At 62.2% G+C, this 25,000-nt stretch carries 18 protein-coding genes; 13 read left to right on the forward strand and 5 right to left on the reverse strand.

The genetic code is table 11. The features are described from left to right. Positions 1 to 57: 57 nt before the first annotated feature. The 7 genes from PQR40_RS21715 (at position 58) to PQR40_RS21745 (ending at position 5,459) form a co-directional block, all read left to right on the forward strand. A complete protein-coding gene (locus tag PQR40_RS21715) occupies positions 58 to 1,443 on the forward strand; it encodes a hypothetical protein (RefSeq protein ID WP_408389663.1) in 1,386 nt (461 codons plus the stop codon). A gap of 238 nt (positions 1,444 to 1,681) precedes the next feature. After that, complete coding sequence (locus PQR40_RS21720) at positions 1,682 to 1,990, forward strand: hypothetical protein (RefSeq protein ID WP_408239044.1); 309 nt, start codon at positions 1,682 to 1,684, stop codon at positions 1,988 to 1,990. 192 nt (positions 1,991 to 2,182) lie between these two features. Then, positions 2,183 to 2,341: a hypothetical protein gene (locus tag PQR40_RS21725; RefSeq protein ID WP_166618131.1), complete on the forward strand. Its 159-nt coding sequence runs from the start codon at positions 2,183 to 2,185 to the stop codon at positions 2,339 to 2,341. Positions 2,342 to 2,778: 437 nt separating this feature from the next. After that, positions 2,779 to 3,081 carry a hypothetical protein gene (locus PQR40_RS21730; RefSeq protein WP_408239047.1) on the forward strand — a complete coding sequence of 101 codons (303 nt, stop codon included), beginning with the start codon at positions 2,779 to 2,781 and terminating at the stop codon, positions 3,079 to 3,081. 107 nt (positions 3,082 to 3,188) lie between these two features. Further along, a complete protein-coding gene (locus PQR40_RS21735) occupies positions 3,189 to 4,142 on the forward strand; it encodes a 3-hydroxyacyl-CoA dehydrogenase family protein (protein WP_408509852.1) in 954 nt (317 codons plus the stop codon). A 149-nt stretch (positions 4,143 to 4,291) separates the two neighbouring features. Continuing rightward, positions 4,292 to 4,903, forward strand: coding sequence for a flavin reductase family protein (locus tag PQR40_RS21740; protein WP_408509854.1), 612 nt, complete (start codon positions 4,292 to 4,294; stop codon positions 4,901 to 4,903). 121 nt (positions 4,904 to 5,024) lie between these two features. Beyond that, a complete protein-coding gene (locus PQR40_RS21745) occupies positions 5,025 to 5,459 on the forward strand; it encodes a cupin domain-containing protein (protein ID WP_408239056.1) in 435 nt (144 codons plus the stop codon). Positions 5,460 to 5,569: 110 nt separating this feature from the next. Here the strand turns inward: PQR40_RS21745 and PQR40_RS21750 are convergent, their stop codons facing one another. Beyond that, complete coding sequence (locus tag PQR40_RS21750; protein WP_408239059.1) at positions 5,570 to 7,030, reverse strand: polyhydroxyalkanoate depolymerase; 1,461 nt, start codon at positions 7,028 to 7,030, stop codon at positions 5,570 to 5,572. A 219-nt stretch (positions 7,031 to 7,249) separates the two neighbouring features. Between PQR40_RS21750 and PQR40_RS21755 the strand changes: the two genes are divergently transcribed. Continuing rightward, a complete protein-coding gene (locus PQR40_RS21755) occupies positions 7,250 to 7,903 on the forward strand; it encodes a glutathione S-transferase family protein (RefSeq protein WP_408239061.1) in 654 nt (217 codons plus the stop codon). 52 nt (positions 7,904 to 7,955) lie between these two features. Here the strand turns inward: PQR40_RS21755 and PQR40_RS21760 are convergent, their stop codons facing one another. The 3 genes from PQR40_RS21760 to PQR40_RS21770 all read right to left on the reverse strand — a co-directional run bounded on the left by PQR40_RS21760 (position 7,956) and on the right by PQR40_RS21770 (position 13,659). Next, positions 7,956 to 9,929, reverse strand: a complete 1,974-nt coding sequence (locus tag PQR40_RS21760) for a methyl-accepting chemotaxis protein (RefSeq protein WP_408509855.1) — start codon at positions 9,927 to 9,929, stop codon at positions 7,956 to 7,958. A 166-nt stretch (positions 9,930 to 10,095) separates the two neighbouring features. Next, positions 10,096 to 12,756, reverse strand: coding sequence for a heavy metal translocating P-type ATPase (locus tag PQR40_RS21765; RefSeq protein WP_408484509.1), 2,661 nt, complete (start codon positions 12,754 to 12,756; stop codon positions 10,096 to 10,098). Between the two features lie 231 nt (positions 12,757 to 12,987). Continuing rightward, a complete protein-coding gene (locus tag PQR40_RS21770) occupies positions 12,988 to 13,659 on the reverse strand; it encodes an FMN-binding negative transcriptional regulator (protein ID WP_408389653.1) in 672 nt (223 codons plus the stop codon). Positions 13,660 to 13,954: 295 nt separating this feature from the next. On the opposite strand from PQR40_RS21770, the gene PQR40_RS21775 reads away from it, so the two are divergent. Together PQR40_RS21775 and PQR40_RS21780 are read left to right on the forward strand one after the other, a co-directional pair. Further along, entirely contained in the window at positions 13,955 to 15,376 is a 1,422-nt protein-coding gene (locus PQR40_RS21775; RefSeq protein WP_408389651.1) for a DUF1254 domain-containing protein, read from the forward strand. A gap of 253 nt (positions 15,377 to 15,629) precedes the next feature. Continuing rightward, entirely contained in the window at positions 15,630 to 19,439 is a 3,810-nt protein-coding gene (locus PQR40_RS21780; protein ID WP_408509856.1) for a DUF748 domain-containing protein, read from the forward strand. Between the two features lie 98 nt (positions 19,440 to 19,537). Here the strand turns inward: PQR40_RS21780 and pdxR are convergent, their stop codons facing one another. Next, positions 19,538 to 21,091, reverse strand: a complete 1,554-nt coding sequence (pdxR, locus tag PQR40_RS21785; RefSeq protein ID WP_408509857.1) for a MocR-like pyridoxine biosynthesis transcription factor PdxR — start codon at positions 21,089 to 21,091, stop codon at positions 19,538 to 19,540. 129 nt (positions 21,092 to 21,220) lie between these two features. On the opposite strand from pdxR, the gene PQR40_RS21790 reads away from it, so the two are divergent. The 3 genes from PQR40_RS21790 (at position 21,221) to PQR40_RS21800 (ending at position 24,979) form a co-directional block, all read left to right on the forward strand. Beyond that, positions 21,221 to 22,318 carry an ABC transporter ATP-binding protein gene (locus tag PQR40_RS21790; protein WP_408509858.1) on the forward strand — a complete coding sequence of 366 codons (1,098 nt, stop codon included), beginning with the start codon at positions 21,221 to 21,223 and terminating at the stop codon, positions 22,316 to 22,318. Positions 22,319 to 22,441: 123 nt separating this feature from the next. After that, on the forward strand, positions 22,442 to 23,491 hold the full coding sequence (locus PQR40_RS21795; protein WP_408239083.1) for an ABC transporter substrate-binding protein: 1,050 nt from the start codon (positions 22,442 to 22,444) through the stop codon (positions 23,489 to 23,491). 219 nt (positions 23,492 to 23,710) lie between these two features. After that, positions 23,711 to 24,979, forward strand: coding sequence for an ABC transporter permease (locus tag PQR40_RS21800; protein WP_408389789.1), 1,269 nt, complete (start codon positions 23,711 to 23,713; stop codon positions 24,977 to 24,979). Positions 24,980 to 25,000 lie beyond the last annotated feature (21 nt).

Raw genomic sequence — 25,000 nt, forward strand, 5'->3', positions numbered from 1 at the left:
TGGCATTGACGAGCGGTGCTCGGCGCCCGCTTTCCGGCGACGACCGCTTTTTTCTCTATGGCAGATTCCGCAGCATCCACGCAGTCCAGGCCTCAGCGCGCCGCTTCGAAGAAGCGGCGTCAGGCCACCGTCTCGACCGAAACTGAAAACAAGCTGGCGCGCGCCGCGCGCTCGGCACAACGTCTCGCGCAACTGAGCGATGCCTCACGCGACGACAGCACGCTCGACCTGTTCCCCGACGATCCCACCCGCGCCACGCTGGAAGCGATGAATATCGACGTCCGGCAAGGCACGCTGCATGGCTTTGAATTACCCGATGTCGTGCTGGCAGCGGTTGGCGCGATTGACGCCGACGGCGCGACGCTAGACACGAAGGCGGCGCGGCGCATGCCTCGCGCCGGGAAATCCGACGAGCCGGCGCCGATGAATGCGCAATTGAGCGGCCTGGAGCCGGACGTTACGACTGCGACGGGATCGCTTGTTGGCGAGCTGGCTTTCGGGGATGTGATGGCGGCAGCAGAGGCACCGGCCGAAGAGAAGCCGGCGGCATCGGCACGTGACGCGGCCACAGCCCTCACGCCGGCGATGGCGGCGGCTACCGTGGCGCGCAGCGTGACCGCGCTGCGCCAGGCGGCTGAGCCGGGCGTCACGACGACCGATACAGCGGCTGCATCAACCTCGGGTGCTGCCACGCCCCCTACACCACCGCAGCGCTTTGCGGCGACCTTTGCCAAGGCGGCGACGGCTTCGCGAGAAGCGGCTGGCGTTGAAGCCGAGAATGCGGGAGCGGAGCGCGCTTTCTCTTTGCTTCCGCCTGAATCCGAGCCTATGTCCGAGCAGGAGTCCGAGTCCGGTACGGCGGGCGCTGCGCCGAAGCCGGCCGTCAAGGCGTCGGACAACGCATCTGCATCTGCGCCCGGATTCGCATCCGGGCACGCAAACGTCGCATTCGCTGCACCCTCATTCCGGGAAGCCCAACGCGCCGAAGCTGCCGCGGCAGCGCTGCGTGCCGCGCCTGAACTTGACCGTGCCCGCGCGACGGCCTTCGCCGACACCGTCGACGCCCTGTATGCTGTGATCGCCGATCAACGCCTCGCCGCGACCGACCATTCACGCCGCATGAAATGGATGCTGTCGATCGTGGTAGGCGCGTTGCTGGTGACGGTCGCGATCGGCATCACACAGACTGTGCTTCTGATGCGCCTGACGCGTGAAACCACCGCCCAGCAGCACCGCATCGAACAGTTGATGCAGAACCAGCAGGCCGCCATGGCCAGCTTGCTCGACACCCACATGGCGATGGCCAATGTTGCGGCGGCTACCGCTGCTTCTGACGCAGCGGCAACCGCGGTGCCCCCACCAGCCGCAGCCACGCCCGCTCATAGCAAGCGCGGTGCGCGAGTACAGCACGCGCACAAGCCGAAAGCAGCCAACTCGCATTGATCTTCAGCGATCACCGCGCCGGCGTTAGCTGGCCGCGGCGGCTCGCTGCGCCGGCGCAACCAGCACCGCGCGTACTTCCGTTTCCCCTAGCCACGCTTCCATTTCCGCTTCACAGGATAGGTGCCGTAAGGCATCGTCCGCCGCGGATCCGTCGCAAGCCAAACCTTGCGTTTTACACTCTCGTTGCTGTTGCGAAGCCGGACCGGATACGCCAGCGCATCTTCTGACGGGGGCCACCATGCCGACTAGCGAGCACAAATATTCGATCGAGGAGCTGCTAGCCGCGCTTCTGCGCGATCAGGGCATACACGAAGGGCACTGGGCGTTGAACGTGGAGTTTTCAGCGACGGGCGCCTCCGTCAAGCCGCAAGACAATCCCAACCGGACGCTGCCGGGCCTGATCGTGTCCGTCAACAACGCGACGCTGGTGCGCGCGGAGAGCACCGCGGCAGGCGCCATTGATGCCGCCGCGGTCAATCCGGGCAAAAGTACAACGAGCGCAAAACCCACGCGCAGCAGGAAGCCGCAATCAACCACGCTCCAGTAGACGGAAGCTTCTGGCCCTGAAATATGAAAAACAGGGACGTTGTCATGGTGCGACGCATCATGAATAAAAACCCCGTGGCAATACACCACACCCGAGAAATTGCTGCGTTGCACTAGCTTTTGCCTAGGGAAAACCCTATAATCATTCTTAAGGGAAAACCCTAGCTAATGCAGTAACCAACCGGGAGTCGCCATGAGCTTCATTTTTGCATTGTTCCAAAAGGTCAGCGACCTCTTTGCGTCGCCCCATCTGCCGCTGGATTCGGACTACTCGTACGCAGCGCGTAGCCGCGAAGCAGAGCGCATGCGCAAAGCGCAATCCACGTTGTTCGGCATCAAGCTGAGCGACTAAAAAAGCAAAGTCGTATGGCCTGAGCGCGGACCACCGCGCATGGGCGCGCACCTCGAGTGCGCGAGCATCATTGAAAGCCACAGCCCGCGAAATGCGTGCCGTGGCTTTTGTTTTTTTGTGCGGCTGTCGCCCACTTCCAGTCTTTCCAAATATTTCCTGGTCGAAATGAATGTAACGGCGCCTGACAAGGCGCTGCCCGACCATCCGGTTGATCCACCGCGCATGCGCTGCAGACGGGCGGCGAACGCGAAAAAGGCCACCCTTCATCCGTCCCTTTCTATGAAATGTGCGCTTACAAGTGCTCACTTCTTCATGCGGTTTGCCCCGCTAAAGTTGGTCTCAAGCGTACGGCGTCTGGTCCGAACCCGAAATCCTGGTTCGATGTCGACTGAACACGGGCGCTGGCTTGATACAAAAACTTTGTATGGGAGGTCACTATGAAAACTTTTAACAAAACATCGCGTTCGATTATTGCAACCTTGCTGGCGGGCGGCGCGTTGCTCGCAGCCGGCAGCGCTTTCGCCCAGGAACGGGTGATCGTTGAGAACGGTCCGGGGCCGGTGGTTTACGGTCAGCCGCACATGATGCCGGTGGGCGTGTCGATCAACATCGGCTGGCATGGCGATCGTTACTATGACGGCCATCGCTACTGGGCTCATGACGACTGGATGCACCGTCATCCGCACGACTACGATCCGCATCACCACGACGATCGTCGCCCGCCGCCCCCGCGTTATTAATGCGCATGACGGCGCCGCTTGACGCGGCGTGAAGTCCCCAAAGCCGGTCCTTCTTCACGGAAGACCGGCTTTGTCACGTTCGGCCTTGGAAAGCGGCGCGCTGCGCTATGCTTGAACGCTTTCATCGACGGCAGCAGGAGAGCAGCGTGAGCAAGGCAGTCATAGGCGTAGTGGGCACGGGGTTGATGGGCGTCGGCATTGCGACGCAAAGCGCATTGCACGGGCACCGGACGATCGTTCACGACGTCGACCCGGCGCGCCTCGCGAGCGTTGCGCCGAAGGCGGAAGCGGTGCTCGACGAACTGATCGACGCTGGACGCATCGACCCGGCTGCCAAACAGGCGGCGCTCTCGCGCATCGAGACGCATGCACAGCTCGACGTCATGGCGTCGGCGCAATTCGTGATCGAGGCGATTCCCGAGGTGCTCGAACTGAAGCATCGCCTGTATGCGTCGCTGGCCAGTTTGATGGCTGACGATGCAATTCTCGCGAGCAACACCAGTGGTTTTCCGCCCGATCAACTGGTTGCGCCGTTGCGCGCGAAGGAGCGTTTCCTGATCGCGCATTTCTGGAATCCGCCGCACATGATCCCGCTCGTCGAAGTTGTGCCGGGTACCGCGACCGCGCCAGAGGTCACTGAGCAAACCGCTGCTTTGATGAGCGCGATCGGCATGGAGCCGGTCGTGCTGGCGAAGGCGATTCCGGGTTTTGTCGGCAACCGGCTGCAGTTCGCGGTGCTGCGTGAGGCATTGAACATTGTGCGTTCAGGCGCTGCGACGCCTGATGTGGTCGATCGGGTCATGAAGGCCTCGCTCGGGCGCCGATGGGGGATTGTCGGTCCGATCGAGGGCGCGGACATGGGCGGCCTGGACACCTTTCTCGACATCGCCACGCATCTGATGCCGGAACTCGCCAAGGACGAAGACGTGCTCGATCTGCTGCGTGCGCAGGTGAACGCGGGGCGCGTCGGCGTGCGTAGCGGCGCTGGATTCTATGAATGGGACGACGCCCATTTGGCGCGAATCAAGGAAGGCCGCAAGCGGGTGATCAGTCGCGGTTAAACCATCGGTTGTGGGGCGGCCGGGCACCTTCCCTGAGTGTCGCCGCCGCTGGATCTCGTCGATCAGATCGGCTCGTGCCGCCCTCAGCAGCTCCCAGCACTCTGCGGTATAAATACCCTCCACCTCACCCGCGAACGCGAGCACAACCCATGTCCCATTACTTCTACGACCCTGCCGCCGGTCATGGCCTCCCGCACGACCCGTTCAAGGCCATCGTCGCCCCGCGTTTGATCGGCTGGATTTCCTCTCGCGATAGCGAAGGCACGCTGAATCTCGCGCCGTATAGCTTCTTCGGCGCGTTCGCCAGCTTCCCGCCGATCGTCGGTTTCTGCAGTGAAGGCCGTAAAGACAGCATCGCCAACATCGAAGCGACCGGCGAGTTCGTCTGGAATCTCGCCAGCAAGCCGCTCGCCAAACACATGAACCGTTCGTCAGCGCCGGTCCCACCGCACGTCGACGAGTTCGAACTTGCCGGTCTCACGCCGGCACCCGGCCGCAACGTCGCTGTGCCGCACGTCACCGAATCGCCGGCCGCGCTCGAATGCAAGTTGCTGCAAGTGGTGCGTTTGCATACCCTCGACGGCAAGCCGATGGACAACTACCTGTCGCTCGGGCAAGTGGTCGGCGTTCACATCAACGAGGCCTATCTGAAAGACGGCCTGTTCGATACGCACGCCGCGCAACCGATCATGCGCGCCGGCTATCGTGCCGACTACGCGGAAATCGGCGAGATGTTCCAGATGTTCCGGCCCACCGCATAACAGTCCTCATTAGCCGAAGCGGTTGATGCAAGCCGCTCCGCAAACTGGCCCGCTTGATGCTTGCAACCGACGCTCCAACGCGTCGTTTTCAACTGCCGGCTCACTCAAGAGGAGCGCGATCATGTCCACCGAATTCGCCACGCAATTCAGCCATGTCCGTCCGCAGGACACGTCCTACGTAGATCAGGGCCTACGCGACTTTTTTCTTTACCGGGATTTAGGCATCGCGCAGGCAACCGGCGGCAAGGTGCTCGCGCAACTCGTCAAGGCGAATCACGCACCAGAGCAAGGCACCGGTTGGCACCGTCATGAGGCCGATTTCCACATTGTGATCATGTTGAAGGGCTGGGCGCGCTTCATGTACGGCGACAAGGAGACGCTCGTCGCCGCCGGAGATTGCGTGCATCAGGCGCCGGGCATCGTCCACTATCTGTTCGACTACTCTGAAGATATGGAGTACATCGAAATCGTGTCGCCGGCGGACTTCAAGTCGATTGAAGTCGATGGCCCGTGCGAAGTACCGGCGGTACAGCCGTGGAAGAGTGTCGCAGCTTGATCGCGACTTGAGGAGAGGAGAGCCGCGGCGGCATATCGCGGCCGCTCGAGGCCTTCTGAAGGAATAACCGCGCCGTCTCCGTTTGCAACGCCCTCACCCGGAGCACCACTTCACGGCGTCGCGGGTGGCCTCCGTCGCGTTGACCGTGAGGCCTGTTGTGGCTTGACGGCGGAGCCGGAGCTCGCACCAGGCCCGTTCGGCGCGGCAGTCATCGTGGCCGCTGGCTCCACCGCTACATCGACCATCGCCGCTGCAGCCGGCGCTGCCGCCATCACCTCAGAAGCCGCAGCCACCGACACCGGTTGAATCGTACGTGCCCGTGAACTCACCAGCACCGCGCGCGGCTCGTTGTCGTAAATCACGGCCCGCACACGTGGATAAATCTGCCGCTCCCACCGATGCCCATTGAACACGCCATAGTGCCCCACGCCGGTCTGCACATGGTGCGTCTTCAGATACGGCCGCAATTTGTCGCACATGTCCTGCGCGGCGAGCGTCTGCCCAACCGCGCAGATATCGTCCTTTTCGCCTTCAACAGTGAGCAACGCGGTACGCCGAATCTTCGAAGGGTCCACAAGCTGCCCCTCCACCTCGAGCTCATGCAGCGGCAGCGCATGCCGCTGAAAAACCGTGTCGACGGTCTCCAGATAGAAATCGGCCGTCAGGTCCATCGTCGCGAAGTATTCTTCGTAGAAGGTATGGATCGTGTCGGCCTTCGCCGGATCGCCTTTGGCGCGCTCGTAATGCATGGTCTCGAACGAGTCGAGATGGCGGCCGAGATTCATCGACATGAATGCGGTGAGTTGCACAAAGCCCGGATACACACGCCGGTGCGCGCCTGCAAAACCAAACGGCACCGCGCTGATCAGGTTCTGCTCGAACCACGCGAGCGGCTTGCTTTTGGCCAGTTCGTTGACGCGCGTCGGGTTGATGCGCGTGTCGAGCGGGCCCGCCATCAGCGTCATGCTGGCGGGTTGCGCGGGGTTGTCGTCGGCGGCCATGAGCGCGACCGCGGCCAACGCGGCGACAGTCGGCTGACACACCGCCAGCAGGTGCGTACCCGGTCCGATCGTCTCGGTGAAGTCGATCACGTGCCTTACATATTCGTTGAAGCCGAAACGGCCCTGGCTCAGCGGCACGTCGCGCGGATTGTGCCAATCGGTGATATAGACGTCGTGCTCGGCCAGCATCGTGCGAACGGTGCCGCGCAGCAGCGTCGCGAAGTGGCCGGACATCGGCGCGATCACGAGCACGCGCGGCTGCGGATGGGAAAGCGTGGCGTCCTTACGGAAATGCAACAGCGAGCAGAACGGCGTGTGCGCCGCCACTTCCTCGACGATCTTCACCGCTTTGCCTTCGGTCACCACGCTATCGATGCCGAACGGCGGCCTGACGGGCGTAAGTCCGGCGAGTGTCAAAAGCTCGCAGGCCGCGCGTATCGAGCGACCATGCGATGTGTCACCAAACCCGGGCCAGGCGTCGAGCGAATGATTCACCAGCGCAGCGCCGTGCCGCATCGGCAGCATCATGTCGGCGAAAGCCTGGTATGTGGGATATGCGAACAGGTTCATAACCTTCGCACGAGTGCAGGAAAGGAAGGAGCCCGAATAGAGGCAAGTCATGTGCCAATCAAGCAGTCGCACTGGCGCAGCCGTCCCTCTACGTTGGCATAGCATTTGCGCGGGTCATGGGAGCGGGCTGAAATTGCCGCGCTTTGGTGCGTCCGCGCACGGCAACGTGCATGCGCATCGTCAGGCGTCGGCTGAACGCCTCATCTGGAGGAGAAACGTATGGCGAATACCACGCTCACCATCAGCAGCAAGAATTATTCGTCGTGGTCGCTGCGCGGCTGGCTGTTGACCAGGTTCAGCGGCCTGCCTTTCGAAGAGATCGTGATGCCGATCGACGATCCGGCCGCACGCGCCGAATTGCTGCTGCTCTCGCCGTCGATTCTGGTGCCGTGTCTCTTTCACGACGGTATCAAGATCTGGGACACCCTGGCGATTGCCGAATATCTGAACGAGCTGAAACCGGACGCGATGTTATTGCCCAGGGACATCCGCGCACGAGCGCATTGCCGCTCGATTTGCGGTGAAATGCACTCGGGTTTTGGTTCGCTACGCTCGGCGTTGCCGATGAACCTGAAAGCGCATTTTCCGGGCTTCAAGGTGTGGGCGCGGGCGCAATCGGATATCGACCGCATCGTGACAATCTGGAGCGATTGCCTGAAGCAGTACGGCGGGCCGTTTCTATTCGGCGAGCGCAGCGCGGCGGATGCGATGTACGCGCCGGTCGTGACACGTTTCGTCACCTACGACGTGAAGCTCGATCCGGAGATCGTCGAATACGGGCAGCGCATCATGGCGCTGCCCGAAATGCAGGAGTGGATCGCGGACGCGCAGCAGGAAGTGGAGGAAATCGACGAACTGGATGTGGAGTTTTGACGATGGCGGCGCGGCAACTAGCGCCACGCCCTCGTCAAGCTAAAGCAACGCCTTAATCCCGCCCGGCTTCCAGCTTGAACACACTAACCACCTGCGCAAGCCGCGCGGCCTGAGCGCGCAACTCAGCCGCCGCGAGTTCCGCCTCGCCGACGAGCGTCGCATTCTGCTGGGTCGCCTCACCGATCTGCGTGACAGCAAGGTTGACCTGTTCGATGCCGCCCGATTGCTCGCGCGACGCGACGCTGATTTCCGCCATGATTGCGCGCACCTGGCCCACCTGATGAACGATGCCCTGCATCGTCGAGCTCGCTTCCTCGGCGATCCGGAAGCCGCTTTGAACGGTCGCGGAGGAGGCGGCGATCAGGCCTTCGATCTCCTTCACCGAAGCCGCGCTGCGCTGTGCGAGCGCGCGCACTTCCGACGCGACCACTGCAAAGCCCTTGCCGTGCTCGCCGGCGCGCGCTGCTTCCACGGCCGCGTTCAACGCGAGGATATTGGTCTGGAACGCGATGCCTTCGATCACGCTGGTGATCTCGGCGATCTTTTGCGACGAGCGGCTGATCTCGCCCATGGTCGAGACCACGCGTTCGACGGCACGGCCGCCCTCGAGCGCGGCATCGGCAGCATGGGTGACAAGGGTGTTGGCTTGCGCGGCATGATCGGCGTTCTGCTGCACGGTCGACGTGATCTGTTCCATGCTGGCCGCCGTTTCTTCCAGGCTGCTCGCCTGCGTGGCAATACGCGCCGCGATATTGCCGCTGCCGGTGGCGATCTTTTCGGTGCCATCCGACATATCCGTCGACGCATTGCGCACTTGCGAGACGATACGCGCGAGGCCTTCGCCGATGCCGTCGATCGACTGCATCAGGCGGCCGATTTCGTCGGCACGTGTATTCGCCCCTTTGGCCACGCGCACCCTCAGATCGCCCGAGGCGAAGCGCTCGGAGGCCTTCGCGGCTTCATCGAGCGGACGGCTCACGAGACGGCGCACGGCGATCAGGAACACGATCGCGAATGCGCCGACTAGCGCGAAACCGATCAGCAGGAATTGATCACGCGTGGAGATGACGTCCGCCATCACCTCGTCGCGCGGCGCAACGCCGCCCACTAGCCATTGCCATTCCGGCACAGTGACGAACGACACGAATTTGTCGCGCGCGTTGCGCTCGCCGAGCGTCGCGTCGGCGGAGCTGAATTCGAGCTGGCCTTCGTTCATATCGAGCATCTGCTGATAGGGCGCGTTCGCGTTGTCCGTGTTCTGGCCGGCTGCGGCCGGATGCACGATCAGCTTGCCGCGATCCGCACCCTTCGAGGCGTTGACCACGAAGTAGTAGCCGCTGTCGCCGATTTTCAGTTTGCTGATGCCGTCTTCGACCGACTGGATCTCCTTGTCCACGTTCACGCCAACGAACAGTGCGCCGATCACGCGACCGCTTGCATCGGTAATCGGCCGATATTGGGTAATCAAACGTTTGCCAAAGAGCGCGGCAAGTCCCGTATAGGATTGGTTCGCCATGATCAGTGCGTACGCGGGTCCCTTGCGGTCGAGCAGTGTGCCGATCGCGCGTGAGCCGTCCTGTTTCTTCAGAGAAGTCGTCACGCGGACGAAGTCGTCGCCGCTGCGTGCGAACACGGTGGCTACCGCGCCGCTGCGCTCGAGAAACTGATCGGGAATCGAGAAGTCCATATTCAGGACTTTGTCGCCGGCCTTGATGGTTGGGGTGGCGACGCCGTTGATGTCGACTTTCTGGGTGTCGTCGAGCGTATAGCCGGTGGGCAGGAAGCTCGCGAACAGCGACATCGAGCGATCGACTTCGGACGACAGCGCCTTGTCGAACAGCGTGATCATGGCGGCGATCGAGCGATCCTTATCGGCGATACGTTCGAGTACCTGATCGCTGACCTGCTTGCCTGCGGTGCGCGTGAGAGCCCACGTAAAGGCCGCGAAAATCAACGCCACCAGCACGCACGACAGTACAGCAAGCCGGGCGCCAACACTGGCGCGGCGCAAAGAGAGAAATTCCATGGGCATTCGGAGTAAAGGGAGACATGTAACGTGTAAACCATGCGAACGCATGGTTTACACCTATGTCAGGATTACGGCCGATTTGCCCAATTCTTTAGCGCATTCGAAAGCGATTCGTAATATATGGGCATATATAGCCCGTCTGCGCCATCGATGCGTGAACGCATCATCGTCCCGACGCGCCGCGCCAGGTGCGCAGCAGCAGCGCATTGGTGACGACGCTTACGCTCGAAAACGCCATCGCCGCGCCGGCCAGCATCGGATTCAGCAAGCCGAGAGCGGCTAACGGAATGCCGATCAGGTTGTAGACGAAGGCCCAGAACAGGTTCTGCTGGATCTTGCGCCAGGTCCTGCGCGAAATGTCGATGGCGTCGGCCACCAGCGCCGGGTCGCCGCGCATCAGCGTGATGCCCGCCGCCTGCATTGCGACGTCGGTGCCGGTCGCCATTGCAATGCCGATGTCGGCGGCAGCGAGCGCGGGGGCGTCGTTGATGCCGTCGCCTACCATCGCGACGATACCGGCGCTGCGGATCTTCAGGTCGCGGATCACGCGGGCTTTGTCGTCAGGCAGGACTTCGGCGTGGACTTCGGCGATGCCGAGGGCCTGGGCGACGCTCGCCGCGCTGCCGGCGTTGTCGCCAGTGACGAGCACGCTTTTGATGCCCATCTGGGTGAGCCGTTCGATGGCCGCACGAGCAGTCGGCTTGACGGTGTCGCCGAAGGCGATCAATGCGAGCGCGGTGGGCGCCAGCGGCGCGCGCTGCATTAGCCAGGAGACGGTGTTGCCGGCGGCTTCGAGTTGTTTTGCGCGCTCGGCAAGTTGCGGCGGTAACGGGATGCCGAGTTCGTTGAGCCAGCGCGTGCTACCGAGCGCCAGGGTGCGACCATCGATGTCGGCTTCCACACCGCGGCCGGGCACCGCGCGAGCGGCGCTTACCGTGCTTGCCGTGCGTAATGCAACCGGCAGCTCCGCCGCGCCTTTCGCTACCGCAACGGATGCTGAAGCGCCCGGCGCGTTATCGCCCAGTGCCTCAACGCCGCCATTCGCCAGCGAGACCTCAACCGCATTGTCGTCTTGCAGATTGCCGGCCTGTGCTGCTTCATACGCCTTCACGACTGCCCGCGCCAGCGGATGATCGCTTTGCCGCTGCACGGCTGCGGCGAGTGCCAGCGCCTCGTCGCGTTCAATGTCGCCGATTGCCTCGAACGCCGTCACCGATGGTTGCCCGAGCGTCAGCGTGCCGGTTTTATCGAATGCGACGATATTCACCCGATGCGCGGTTTCCAACGCCTCGGCGTCCTTGATCAGCACGCCATGCCGCGCAGCAACGCCAGTGCCGGCCATGATGGCCGCGGGCGTTGCCAGTCCGAGGGCGCAGGGGCAGGCGATCACCAGCACGGCAACGGCATTCAGAATTGCGGTTTCGCCGCCCGCACCGGCAATCAGCCAACCCACTAGCGTGAGCGCCGCAATCGCCAGAATCGCCGGCACGAAGATCTCGCTGACACGGTCGACCAGTCGTTGGATCGGCGCCTTCTCGGCCTGTGCGCTTTCCACGAGGCGGATGATGCGTGCGAGAGTCGTTTCCGCGCCGATCGCGGTGGTTGTCACTGCAATCGCGCCTTCGCCGTTGATCGAGCCGGCGGTGACCCGATCGGTGGCCTGCTTCGGTACCGGCAGGCTTTCGCCGGTAATAAGCGATTCGTCGATATGGGTACGGCCTTCGAGCACGGCGCCGTCGACTGGCACGCGTTCACCGGGACGCACGATCACCACTGTCCCGACCCGCACCTGCGCGAGCGGTACTTCGCGTTCGTCCGCGCCGACGCGGATTCGCGCGCGGTCGGGGCGCAGCGCGTTGAGCGCGCGGATCGCATCCGTGGTCTGGCGCTTGGCGCGCGCTTCGAGCCACTTGCCGAAGCGCACCAGCGTAATCACCACCGCCGACGCTTCGAAATACAGATGCGTCATGTCGCCCGGATGAGTGGCCAGTTCGTAGACGCTGATCCCATAAGCCGCCGACGTGCCGAGCGCCACCAGCAAGTCCATGTTCCCGGCACCGGCCCGCACGGCACGGTAGGCCGCCCGATAGAAGCGCGCGCCGAACACGAACTGCACGATCGAGGCGAGGGCGAATTGCAGCCAGGGGGACAGCATCGCGTGCAAGCCGAACCATTCGCCGACCATCGGCAGGACGAGCGGCAGCGTCAGCACGGCGGAGGCGAGCACGGCCGTCAGTTCGCGGCGCGTCTGATTGCGCTTGCTTGCTGTGGCGGTAAGGGCGGGAGTGTCGACGGCGGACGCCGATGTATCCGGCGGCGCCATCAGCGTCGCCTCGTAGCCCGCTTTCTTGACCGCTGCGATTAACGCGTCGGTTTCGGCATCTGCGCTCGCGGCCGCGTCGCTTAGGTTAACGGTTGCCGTTTCGGTCGCCAGATTCACCGAGACGCCCGCGACGCCGGGTACCTTCGCGAGCGCCTTCTCCACGCGCATCGCACATGAGGCGCAGGTCATTCCGCCTATCGCGAGTTCCGTGGCGTGCGAAGCTTGCGCCGGCTTGACGTCCGGACGCGCCGACGGCGTGGCGTCGTAGCCGGCTTTGCGCACGGCGCTGGCGAGCGTTTCGGGGTCGACGGCAGCGTCGCTGTCGATGCTGGCTTTTTCAGTGGCGAGATTCACCGACGCGCGCGTGACGCCCGGCACTTTGGCCAGCGCCTTCTCGACGCGCATCGCGCATGAGGCGCAGGTCATCCCGCCGATATCGAGTTCGGTGGTTCTGGAGGGCGTAGCGTCCGTGGGACGCAGCGGCGTGGCAAGTTCGGTCATGGCAGGTCTGGCTCGTAGCAGCATTGGGCCGCATCATGAACCGAGTATTGACCTTCCCATGATGGGAAGGTCAAGAACGTTTTTGAGGCGCACTGAAACGTTGCCGAACGGGCCACCAGAGCGCGTTGCCGCAAGCGTCCGGGATGTCTATCAGCCGATCGAGCCTATGGCGGCAGGCTGCGAAGCCAAAGAGCTTGCGGCTGCGTTGCGCACGGCTAATGAGCCGGAAGCTCAGAACGCCGGTGGCGCGTCCAGCATCGCCTGGCCAACGGCCTTCTGCTCGTCGCTGGTACGTGCCAGCAGGGCTTCGGCCGCGCCGCGCCGGTCGGTGGCCTCCTTGTTCTGGCCGAGCTTCCATTTGCCGACCAGTCGCGTGACCTCGATCTCGAGGCCGACGATCGCCCCCAGCATCTGCGCAATATAGTCGGCTGGCGCATCGCCCATCTTCCACGGCACCGGCTCGCCCGCTTCCATTTTTCGGGTGAGCCGCGCGACCAAACCGCGCAGGAAAGACTCGTCGTCGCGCACGACGATCCGGCCATGCGCGTGCACGACCATATAGTTGTAAGTCGGCACCTGACGATGCGTCTCGTGCTTGCTCGGGTACCAGGTCGGCGAGATGTAGGCGGCCGGCCCCTGAAAAATAACGAGGGCTTCCGGGTTCGCGGCGACTTCCTGCCAGACCGGATTGGCCCGGGCGACGTGGGCGCGGAGGATGCCGTGGGTGCGGGCGGGCTGTGCGTCGCCCCCTTCGGGGGCTAGCTGCGCGTCGAATTCGAAAGGCAAATGATTCGCGTCGAGCCCATTCGGCCCATGGGTAATCAGCGCGCCGAACGACTGCTCAGCAATCAGGCGGTGGAGAACCTCTGGACGGTTCTCTTCAAAATGGGCGGGCATATACATAAAACGCTCCGGATACAAAAGGGCGGTGAGTGGTCGAAAAGGGCGGCCAGCAGGGCAAGAACCGGCGCGGGCGTGACAAAAATCGCCAACCGTACTGTAAATGATGTCCACGCGTTTGTTACGAAGCGCTATTCCTGCCTTTGCGCTTGCCTGGTGAACAAGGATACGATACAACCCGATGTTGTCGGCATCGCGAGCCGCGGACTGGCTGCGTTCGGCTTTGGGAGGCCACGCAAGCAGGTTCCGCCGCTCACCGACGTTTCCCTTAGGACCGCACGTTCTGCCACCTGAACGAATGATAAAAAATCGCCAAGAACTGTTTTCGCTTCACTGGACCTGCGCATCGCTCGCAGGCCTCGCATTTCTGGCTGGTTGTGCGTCGACGCCGTCCACGACGCAAAAAACCACTGGCTGGATCAAGGACGAAGTCGCCGATTCGTATGTTTTCGGCTATCCGTTGGTGCTGATGGGCGTCGCGCGCGATGCGGCGGTCGGTACCGATCCGGGCCAGGCGCCGGTCAATACGCTGCGCCACGCTCAGGCCTTGCCGCCTATCGGCGCCGCCAATCCGCTGCAGCCGAGTCTCGACACCCTCGACTCTACCGGCTGGCTGGACGTCGGCAGCGAGCCGGTGATCGTGTCGCTGCCCGACTCGCACGGACGTTACGTCGACGCTCGCGTGCTCGACATGTGGACCAACGTGGTGTGGTCGACCAGTTCACAGTTCGCCACCCGCGCCGCTGGCGTCAAGGCGCAAACGATTGCCTTCGTCGGCCCGGGCTGGCAGGGCGATCTGCCCAAGGGCGTGAAGCGCGTCGACGTGCCGACCCGCAACGCATGGGTGAGCGTGCGCATCCAGTCGAACGGCACTCGCGACCTGACGGCGGTGCGCAAGCTGCAGCGCGCCATCCGCGTCGCGCCGCTGAGCGTCTATGCCGGTGACACGCGTTCGGTGTCGATTACGCCGCCGCGCAGCAATGCTGCCGATTCCGCCGCTGCGGCCGCTGCCGGTACGCCGGCCGCGCAAGTCGCCGCGCTTGACGCGAACGGTTTCTTCAGCCGACTCGCGCAGGCCTTGCCGGACAACCCGCCGACACCAGCCGATCCGCATGCACTGAAAATCCTTTCGGATTTCGGCGTGACGCCTGGCAATCCGGTGACGCTGCCGAGTGCACCTGAGGCAGTTGCCGCAGGTCTCGCCGACGGTCACGAGCGCGTTGTCACGCCGCCGTCCAATCTGCTGAGCGGCAACGGCTGGAGCTGGTTCGGCGACGGCGTGGGCAACTACGGCCCCGACTACGCAATGCGCGCTTACGCTGCGGCGACCCAACCGGGCATTGGCACGAAGGACGACGAAGTGCACGCGGTCGTCACTCAGGACAGCGACGGTCATGCGCTCAACGGCGCAAACCGCTATGTGATTCATTTCGCACCGAACCAGTTGCCGCCGGTACGCGGCTTCTGGACGATCACCGCCTACACGAAGGATGGCGCGTTAGGGGAAAGCGCGCCGGCTCGTCTGGCGGTCGGCGATCGCAACGGTGCGCGCCGCAATCGCGACGGCTCGCTCGACGTAACGGTGTCGTCGACGCGCAGCAAGAGCGGCAACTGGCTGCCGGCGCCGCGTGCCGATCTGCAACTGATGCTGCGCCTGTACGCGCCGAAGCCGCAAGCTACCGACGGCAGCTGGCAGCCGCCGGCAGTTGTGCGTCAATGAAGTTCGCGAATGAAGTGCGACTGTGAAGCCGCATCAGTGAAATGCGTCACTGCTGTGACAGCGATGCATGAGTGACGCATAAATCAGCCCATGTCCGCCGCTTCGTGTCGGCGGACATGCGGCGTTGTAACGCGCAACAATCTGTAAGGCACGGCTTACATTTCTATCCCGCGTAAGATTCACCACTTATACTGCCGCTTGCGGGATTTTCGTTTTCGCGGCGGGCTTGCCGCCGCATTACCCAAGACCGAGCATGGCAAGCATCAATAAAGCATCACTCGCATCTTCCATGCAGACCGTGCGCGACGTCGCGCAGTCACGCCGTACCCGGCGTGTCATCACGGGTCTGCTGATCTTCCTCGTATTGTTCGGTCTGCTGGGCTTTTTCGCGGCGCCGCCGTTGATTCGCCACATTGCCGAGCAGCAACTCAGCAAACAACTCGACCGGCCCGCCACGATCGGCCGCATTGCGCTCAATCCATACACGCTCAAACTCGAAGCCGATCGCGTGCATATCGGCGAGCGTGGCGGCGCGGGCGATTTCGTCGATATTTCGCGGCTCATTGTGCAGCCGTCGTGGAGCTCGCTGTTTCGTGCGGCGCCGATCATCGACGAAGTGCAACTCGATTCGCCGCGTTTCCATATCGTTCGCTATGATGCGCAGCGCTTCAATTTCACCGACCTGATCGAGAAGTTCTCGAAGCAGCCGGCCAAGCCCGATAGCAAGCCGACGCTCTTTTCGGTGTCGAACATTCGCCTCGAGAACGGCCAGATCACGTTCGACGACAAGCTACTCGGTGTTACGCACGTGATCGATCAATGGAAGCTCGGCATTCCGTTCATCGCTACGCTGCCTTCGAAAACCGATATCTTCGTCGAGCCGTTGCTGCGTGCGCGCATTGACGGCAGTCCGCTCGCTATCGACGGCAAGAGCAAGCCGTTTGCAGCGTCGCGCGAATCGGAAGTATTGCTGCGCTTTGACGGGCTCGACGTGCCGCGTCTCATGTCCTATGTGCCGACCAAGCTGCCCGTGATTGTGCAGAGCGGCAAGCTGTCCACCGATCTCAAGCTCAACTTCGTAGTCTCCAACGACGCGCCTTCGTTGCGTGTGGCGGGCACCGTCGATTTGAACGACGTGGACGTGCGCGATCAGGGCAAGGCGCCGTTCTTCGCTGCGCGCGCCGTGCACGTGGCTGCCGCGACGCTGGAGCCGTTGAAGAGCCTGTATCACTTCGACGATATCCGCATCGACGCGCCCAGCGCCAATCTTGCGCGCGACAAAGAAGGTGTGTTGAGTGTCGAGCGGATGTTCGCGCCTGCTGCCGGAGCTTCTGCTCCGGCACCGGCGTCCACGTCCGCTTCTACCCCGGCATCCGCGGGGGGCGCATCTGCGTCTGCGACGGCCAATAACGCTGCAAGCGCACCCGTCGCTGCATCGGGTGCAACCGCCACGGACAAAACCGCACCGCCTCTGGACCTGTCGATCAAACGCTTCGTGCTCAACGACGGCACCGTGAATGTTCACGACGAAGCGGCCTCGCGGCCGGTCGATCTCGGCCTGCAAAAACTGGCCGTCACGTTGACCGATTTCTCGACGCTCGCTACCGCCCCCGCGCACTACACGCTCAATACCGGTTTCAAGGACGCCGCCGGCTCGCTCGGCGTGGCCGGTGCGTTCGGTCTTGTCGCGAAGACCGCTAGCGCCAGGCTCGATCTGAAGTCGCTGCCATTGCCGCCGCTGCAGCCCTACCTCGACGCGGCAACCGCGGCGCAAGTCATTGACGGAGCGCTGTCGGCTAACGCGAACGTCGGTGCGAACTGGTCAAAGTCGCCTGCGGCTGTGATGGTCACCGACACACAACTCGATCTGCAATCGCTCAAACTCGCGACGCGCGGCAGCAAGGCGCCCGTCGTCTCGCTCGCGCAGGGCCAGGTGACGATCAAGCAGGTGGACGTTGCGGGACGCACTGCAGACATCGCCGCCGTCGATACGACCGGCCTGGTGGTCAACGTGCAGCGTCTGAAAGACGGCAGCATCGACCTTGCCGCGCTCGCCGGTCCGCATCAGGCCGAACAGCAGCGCACGGCAATTCATGCGGTCAAGAAGGCAGAGCAGCAAGGTCCCGCATGGCACTACAAGATTGGCGAACTGAACCTGAAAGACGCGACCGCCAATTTCACCGACAACACCACGCCGAATCCAGTGAAGCTGAGCGTGACGCCGCTGCAACTGAAGGTCCAGCAGATCAGCGACGATCTGAGTAAGCCGCTGCCGGTCGATCTGCAGGCGACGCTCAACAAGAAGGGCACCCTCGGCATAAAAGGCGATGTCACGGCGACACCGCTCAAGGTGGCCGTCAAGGTGAACGCGAATCGCCTGGATGCAGCGGCGTTCGAACCGTACTTCGGCAGCAAACTGAATGCGCTGATCGCGAGCGCGTTACTCAACGCGAACGGCGATCTCGCGCTGAGTCAGGCGAAGGCGCTGAAAGCGACGTACCGTGGTGACGTGGCGCTAGTCGACGTACGGATGCTCGACAAGGCGACGTCTGACCCGTTTGCGGGTTGGGGCTCACTCGCGCTGTCCAACCTGAAGGCCGACTACGACGAACGCGGCACAGTGGTCGACGCGGGCCGCGTCACGTTCACGAAGTTCTATGGGCGTGTGCTGCTCGACGCGCAAGGCAAGCTGAATCTCAGCGACGTGGTCGCGCATGAAAGCGGCGCCGCGCAATCGCTGACACGCGACAAGAGCGGCGCCGAACCGGTGCCGTTGACGCCGCAAGCCGCATCGGCGCCCGAGGTGGCATCCGCGCTGGTGCCGGCGTCGGCCACGCCGGCGACCGTGACAGCCGCTACGCCGCCGCAAAGCCCCGTCAAACTGCACTTCGGTCAACTGGTGCTGCAACAGGGCCGCGTGACGTACACCGACAACTTCATCAAGCCGAACTTCACAGCGAATCTCGTCGCCATTCAAGGCACGGTCGGCGCGTTCGGCACGCAATCGACCACGGCGGCGCCGGTGGATATCGCCGCGAAGCTGGCGGCCAATGGCCCGCTGTCGATTCGCGGTACGATCAATCCGCTGATCGCGAAGCCGGCGCTCGATCTGACCGCCAGCGCGCACGATATCGAGCTCACCAACCTCACGCCGTATTCGGCGAAATACGCCGGCTATCCGATCACCAAAGGCAAGCTGAACGTCGATCTGCACTACAAGCTCGATAACGATCAGTTGAACGCGAACAACCATATTTTCATCGATCAGCTCACGTTCGGCGATCATGTCGAGAACAATACGGCGACCAAGCTGCCGGTGCGTCTCGCGATCTCGCTGCTGAAAAATTCGCGCGGTGAAATCGACGTGAATCTGCCGGTGTCGGGTTCGTTGTCGAACCCTGAATTCAGTATCGGCGGGCTGATTTGGCATGCAGTGCTCAATCTGCTGCAGAAGGCCGTGACCGCGCCGTTCTCATTGATCGCCAATGCGTTCGGTGGCGGTGGCGAGGAATTGGGCTATGTCGAATTCGATCCGGGTTCGGCGAAGCTTTCGGATGCCGCCGACAAGAAACTTGACACGATCGTGAAGGCGCTGGCCGACAAGACCTCAATTCGTATCGATCTGATTGGCCGCGTCGATCCGGCGGTCGACGGACCGGGCCTGCGCGAGCAATATGTTGATCGCCAGGTCAAGCAGCAGAAGATCAAGGACGTGGTGGGCAACGGCGAGAGCGTCGATCTCTCGACCGTCACCGTGGATCCGAAGGAATACGACAAGTACTTGACCAAGGCCTACAAGGCGGCCGACTTCAAGAAGCCGCGCAATTTTGTCGGCTTGACCAAGAGCTTGCCGGACGACGAGATGAAAAGCGCAATGGCCGCCAACGCTCCGATCAATGACGCTAGCTTGCGTGATCTTGCACAGCAACGGGCGCAAGCTGTGCAGCAGTATTTCGAAGGCAAGATCGACAGCAGCCGCGTGTTTATCGTCGCGCCGAAGCTGAACGCAGATGGCATCAAGGACAAGGGTGCGACGACGCGGGTGGACTTTGGCTTGAAGTGATGCGTTGCAATGCGAGCCGGTTCGTCATCGTCGTCTCGCTTTCGTGATGCGCTTGCGATATGCGTTGTGGACGCATTTCGCAGCGCGGCCGCGTGCAGTTAAGCGGCGCGCGTAGGCTTCCTCTTCAATGCCGTCTGCTCGATCACGCGCGCGAGCGTGTCGAATGCCGGACCGATCTTCTCGTTCGCCACGCAGGCGTATCCCAGCAATAGTCCACGGCGTGCGGGCGTCTCGCTGCTGTAATAGGCGGCGAGCGGCCGCACAATCACGCCGGCATCGTAAGCCGCAGCCGTGACCGCCCGATCGTTGGCATGATCGGGCAGGCCAAGCACCAGATGCAGACCGGCTTCGTCGCCCATGACCGGGAGTTCGTTGCCGAAGCGCGCAGTGATCGCGTCGATCAGAATCTGGCGGCGCTCACCGTAGAGCGCTCGCATACGGCGAACATGCGACGTGAGATGGCCGTCCATGATGAAATCGGTCATCACGGCCTGCTGCATTAACTGTCCCTCGCGATACAGCTCGGCCACGCCCGTGCGGAACGTATCGACCAGATGCTCCGGCGCGATCATGTAGCCGATCCGCAAACCTGGGAACAGCATCTTCCCCAGGCTACCCACGTAGATCACCTGACCGGCGTCGTCGAGGCCTTGCAACGACGCCAGGGGACGGCTGCCGTAGCGGAACTCGCTGTCGTAGTCGTCCTCGATGATCCAGACGTTATGCTGGCGCGCGTATTCGAGCAGCGTGCGGCGGCGCGCAAGACTCATCACCATGCCGAGCGGATATTGATGCGAGGGCGTGACTAGCGCGAGACGCGGTGGTTGTTGCAAATCCTGTTCGCGTGGGTTGAGGCCTTCGGCATCAACCGGCACGGGTACCAACGTGATCCCCGACGATTGCAGCACGCTGCGCGCGCCCCAATAGCACGGCTCTTCCACCCATGCGCGATCGCCGACGTCGGTCAATAAACGCACCGCCAGATCGATCGACTGATGAATGCCCGTCGTGATGATGATCTGATCGGGCGTGCAATTCACCGAGCGCGCGACCCGCAGGTAGTCGGACAACGCGCGCCTTAACGGCCGATAGCCGCCGCCGGGCGCATAGGTCAGTAGATCGGGATTAGCTTCCTTCCACAATCTTGCCTGCAAGCGGCTCCATGTACGCGCGGGAAATTCGGCGACATCAGGCACGCCCGGCATAAACGCGCCCCATTGTTTTGCTGACACGCCGGCCTGATCGATCAACCTTCGTCCGCGTATGGAGAGGTCGCCGAGATCGCGCTTTGGCGGCTTCAAGGCCTCGGTCGCCTGACTGGCGCCGTCCGCGTCGACGCTTGCCACTGCCGGTTGCTTGCGCGCATTCATTGCTGCCGTGTCCGGCCGCGTGTCGGCGACATAGGTGCCGCTGCCCGTGGTCGAGATCACATAGCCTTCGGCGGTCAACTGATCGTAGACGTGCAGCACCGTGTTGCGCGCGATGCCGAGGTCTTCGGCGAGCGTGCGCGAACTGGGCAGCTTGGTGCCTGGCGGCAACTGGCCGTTCAGGATGGCCTGCTGCATTAGCCGCAACGTCTGCCTGTAGACCGGTTCGGGGGCCGCGCGGTCGAGCCGCGCGGCGAGCCAATCCGACAAGATCACGGTGTCCAAGTGGTTCTATCCGGAATAATGAAATGGTTCCATATTGTAGAACCGTAAGGGACTATAGTGAGCCACGCAATTAATGCAATCCCGCTGTTTTGCAGGGGGAGCCAGCCGGACCGCAGAGGAGACCTGGGCATGAAAACCGATGACGTGATCGTCAGCTTTCGAGGTGTACGCAAGACGTACGACGGCGAAACGCTGGTCGTCAAGCAACTCGATCTGGATATCTATCAAGGCGAATTTCTGACACTGCTCGGACCTTCGGGATCAGGGAAAACCACGTGTCTGATGATGCTGGCGGGTTTTGAATTTCCCACCGGCGGCGAGATCTGGCTCGATGGCACGCTGCTCAATACCGTGCCGCCGCACAAGCGCAACATCGGCATGGTCTTTCAGAACTACGCGCTGTTTCCGCATTTGACGGTTGAGCAGAACGTCGCGTATCCGCTCACCGTGCGCAAACTCTCTGCCGAGGAACGCGCGCATCGCACCCATAACGCACTGAAGATGGTGCGCATGGAGAGTTTCGCGAAGCGTTATCCGGCGCAGCTTTCCGGTGGCCAGCAGCAACGCATTGCTCTCGCGCGGGCGCTGGTGTTCGAGCCGAAGCTCGTGCTGATGGATGAGCCGCTCGGTGCACTCGACAAGCAGTTGCGCGAACACATGCAGTACGAACTTAAATCATTGCACGAGAAGCTCGGCGTGACGTTTGTGTACGTCACGCATGATCAGGGTGAAGCGCTGACCATGTCCGACCGTGTCGCCGTGTTCGACAAAGGCATCGTGCAGCAACTCGATACCGTGGATCGTCTTTATGAATCGCCGTGCAACGAGTTCGTCGCGAACTTCATCGGCGACAGCAACAAGCTGCGCGGGACGATCGCGAACGTCGACGGTGAGTACTGCGAGTTTCATCTGATCGACGGCACACGACTCACAGGACGCAATATCGGCGGTGCGCGGGCGGGCACGCCGGCGGTCGCCTGTATTCGGCCCGAGCGCATGAAGCTTGCCAACGGTGTGTCACGGCCAGGCGCCAATGCATTAAGCGGCGAAGCGCGCGGGCTGATCTATTTCGGCGACCACGTGCGCATGCGCTGTGGCCTGCCAGAGCAGGACGAGTGCTTCGTCAAGGTGCCGCTCGGCACCGATGCACTCGACACCTTTGCGCCTGGCGCGCCGATTGCGCTGGAGTTCGCACCCGAGCATCTGCGGGTGTTTGCTGGGGCGTGAGGTCGTGTGAGGCGTGGGTCGTAGGTCGTTCGACGCAGGAAAAAAAGCAGTTCACGTAAGCAGCACATAACAAGTCGCACTGTACTTAGCTTGAAGCACACCACCAAAGGAGAGCAACACACCATGAGCAAGATCGGGAAATCGCGCTGCGCCATCGCTGTCGGTGCTGTGGCGCTCGCGTTGGGCGCGGCGCAGGTCAATGCAGCGGAACTGACGGTCGTTAATTTTGGCGGCGCGAATGGCGACGCGCAGAAAGTCGCATTCAACCAGCCGTTCGAGTCGCAAACCAGCAATAAGGTGACTGCCGTCGAATACAACGGCGAGCAGGCCAAAATAAAGGCGATGGTCGAAGCGAAGCATGTGAATTGGGACGTGGTGGAAGTCGAATCGGGCGACATTGGCCGCGGCTGTGACGAAGGACTATTCGAGAAGCTCGACTGGTCGAAAATCGGCAAGAAGTCGGATCTGATTCCCGAAGCACCGCAAACCTGCGGCGTGGGCTTTTTCGTGTGGTCGACGGCACTTGCCTATAACGCCGACAAACTCAAAACCGCGCCGACTGGCTGGGCCGATTTCTGGGACGTGAAGAAATTCCCGGGCAAGCGCGCTATGCGCAAGGGCGCGCGCTACAACCTCGAATTCGCGCTGATGGCCGATGGCGTCCCGCCGAAGGACGTCTACAAGGTGCTCGCCACCAAGGAAGGTCAGGACCGCGCATTCAAGAAACTCGACGAACTGAAGCCGAATATCCAGTGGTGGGAAGCGGGTGCGCAGCCGCCGCAATTCCTCGTCGCGGGTGATGTGGTGATGTCTACTGCGTACAACGGCCGTATCGATGCCGCGCAGAGGGAAGGGAAGAACCTCAAGGTCGTGTGGAACGGCAGCATTTACGACCTCGATTATTGGGCGATTCCGAAGGGCACGCCGAACAAGGCGTTGGCCGAGAAGTACATCGCCTATTCGCTTTCGTCGAAACCGCAGCAGGACTACGCGCATAACATCGCGTACGGTCCGGTGAACGTGGCGGCGATCAAGGCGCTCGATCCGAAGACGCTTGCGAATCTGCCGAATTCGCCGGCCAATGGTAAGAACGCGGTGCTGCAGAATCTCACGTTCTGGACCGACCACGGCGATGAACTGGAGCAGCGTTTTTCGTCGTGGGCTTCGAAGTAATTAGCTGGGTGTGAGAGGGCGCGGTTTTCCTGTTAGTAAAGCCGCGCTTTAGCGATGAAATGAAACGTCAGCAGATGGGTTCGCGACGTGTGCGAACAGCTGGGTGCATGGGACCGGAGTAAGCGCTGAAGCGCTAACTCCGGATCGACCGCGTTGCATGGGACCGGAGTAAGCGCTAAAGCGCTAACTCCGGATCGACAGGGGATGGGTGTGAATACGATGTCGATCGCCGCTGATTCGACGCCTGAGTCGAGTGTTAAGCTCAAGCGGGAACTGAAGGCCGCGGAAGCGAAGAAGCGCGCAATGGCGCTGTTGCTGATTGCGCCGCTCGCGATTTTTTTGCTGCTGATTTTCGTCGTGCCGATTGGCGCGCTATTGACGCGCGCCGCGCAGAATCCGGAGGTGGTCAATGCGCTGCCGCATACGCTGAGTGCGTTGAGCGGCTGGGATCGCAAGACGCCGCCCCCCGACGCCGCGTATGCTGCGTTGGCTGTCGATCTGACCGCTGTCGCAGATAGCGACGGCATGGGTGCATTGGCGCGTCGGTTGAATGTGGAGATTCCCGGCTATCGCTCGCTGGTCGCGAAGTCGGCGCGCGCCATGCCGTTCGTCGACGACAACAGCAAGCCGCTGACGCTGACGCCCGCGCAAATGCACGCCAAGTTCGTCGAGCTCGACGAGCGCTGGAACGATATCGCTTATTGGCAAGCGATTGCCAAGAACTCCGGCGCCTATTCACCGTTCTATCTGCTAGCGTCTTTAGACCATAAGCAGGACGCTTTCGGTCACATCAGGGAGACCGATCCCGACCAACAGATTTATCTGCACGTGTTTAGCCGCACGTTCGTGATCGGCGCCGCCGTGACGTTCTTTGCTCTGCTGCTCGGCTACCCGCTCGCTTACTGGATCTCGACGCTGTCCGATCGTCGCGCGAATCTGGTGATGATTCTGGTGCTGATTCCGTTCTGGACTTCGATCCTCGTGCGCGTCGCCGCGTGGATCGTGATTCTGCAAAGCGAGGGGTTGGTGAATAAAGCGTTGATCGCCAGTGGTTTGTTGCACGATCCGTTGTCGCTGCTGTTTAACCGCACCGGCGTGTATATCTCGATGACGCACATTCTGCTGCCGTTCATGATTCTGCCGCTCTACAGCGTAATGAAATCGATCCCGCCGACTTATCAACGTGCGGCCATTTCGCTCGGCAGTCATCCGTTCGCTGCGTTCTGGCGAGTATATGTGCCGCAGACGTATCCGGGCATCGGTGCCGGCGCACTGCTGGTGTTCATTCTGGCAATCGGCTACTACATCACGCCGGCGCTGCTCGGTGGACCGAACGATCAAATGGTCAGCTATTACGTCGCGTACTTCACCAACGTGACGATCAATTGGGGCATGGCGTGTGCGCTCGGCGGTTTGCTGCTCGCCGCGACGCTTGTGTTGTATGTGATCTATGGGCGCTTCACGCGTTCTTCCCTGAGCCTCGGCTGAACGCCAGAACGGAACTGATTC

This window comes from Paraburkholderia sediminicola (assembly GCF_046026855.1).
GTDB lineage: Bacteria > Pseudomonadota > Gammaproteobacteria > Burkholderiales > Burkholderiaceae > Paraburkholderia > Paraburkholderia sediminicola_A.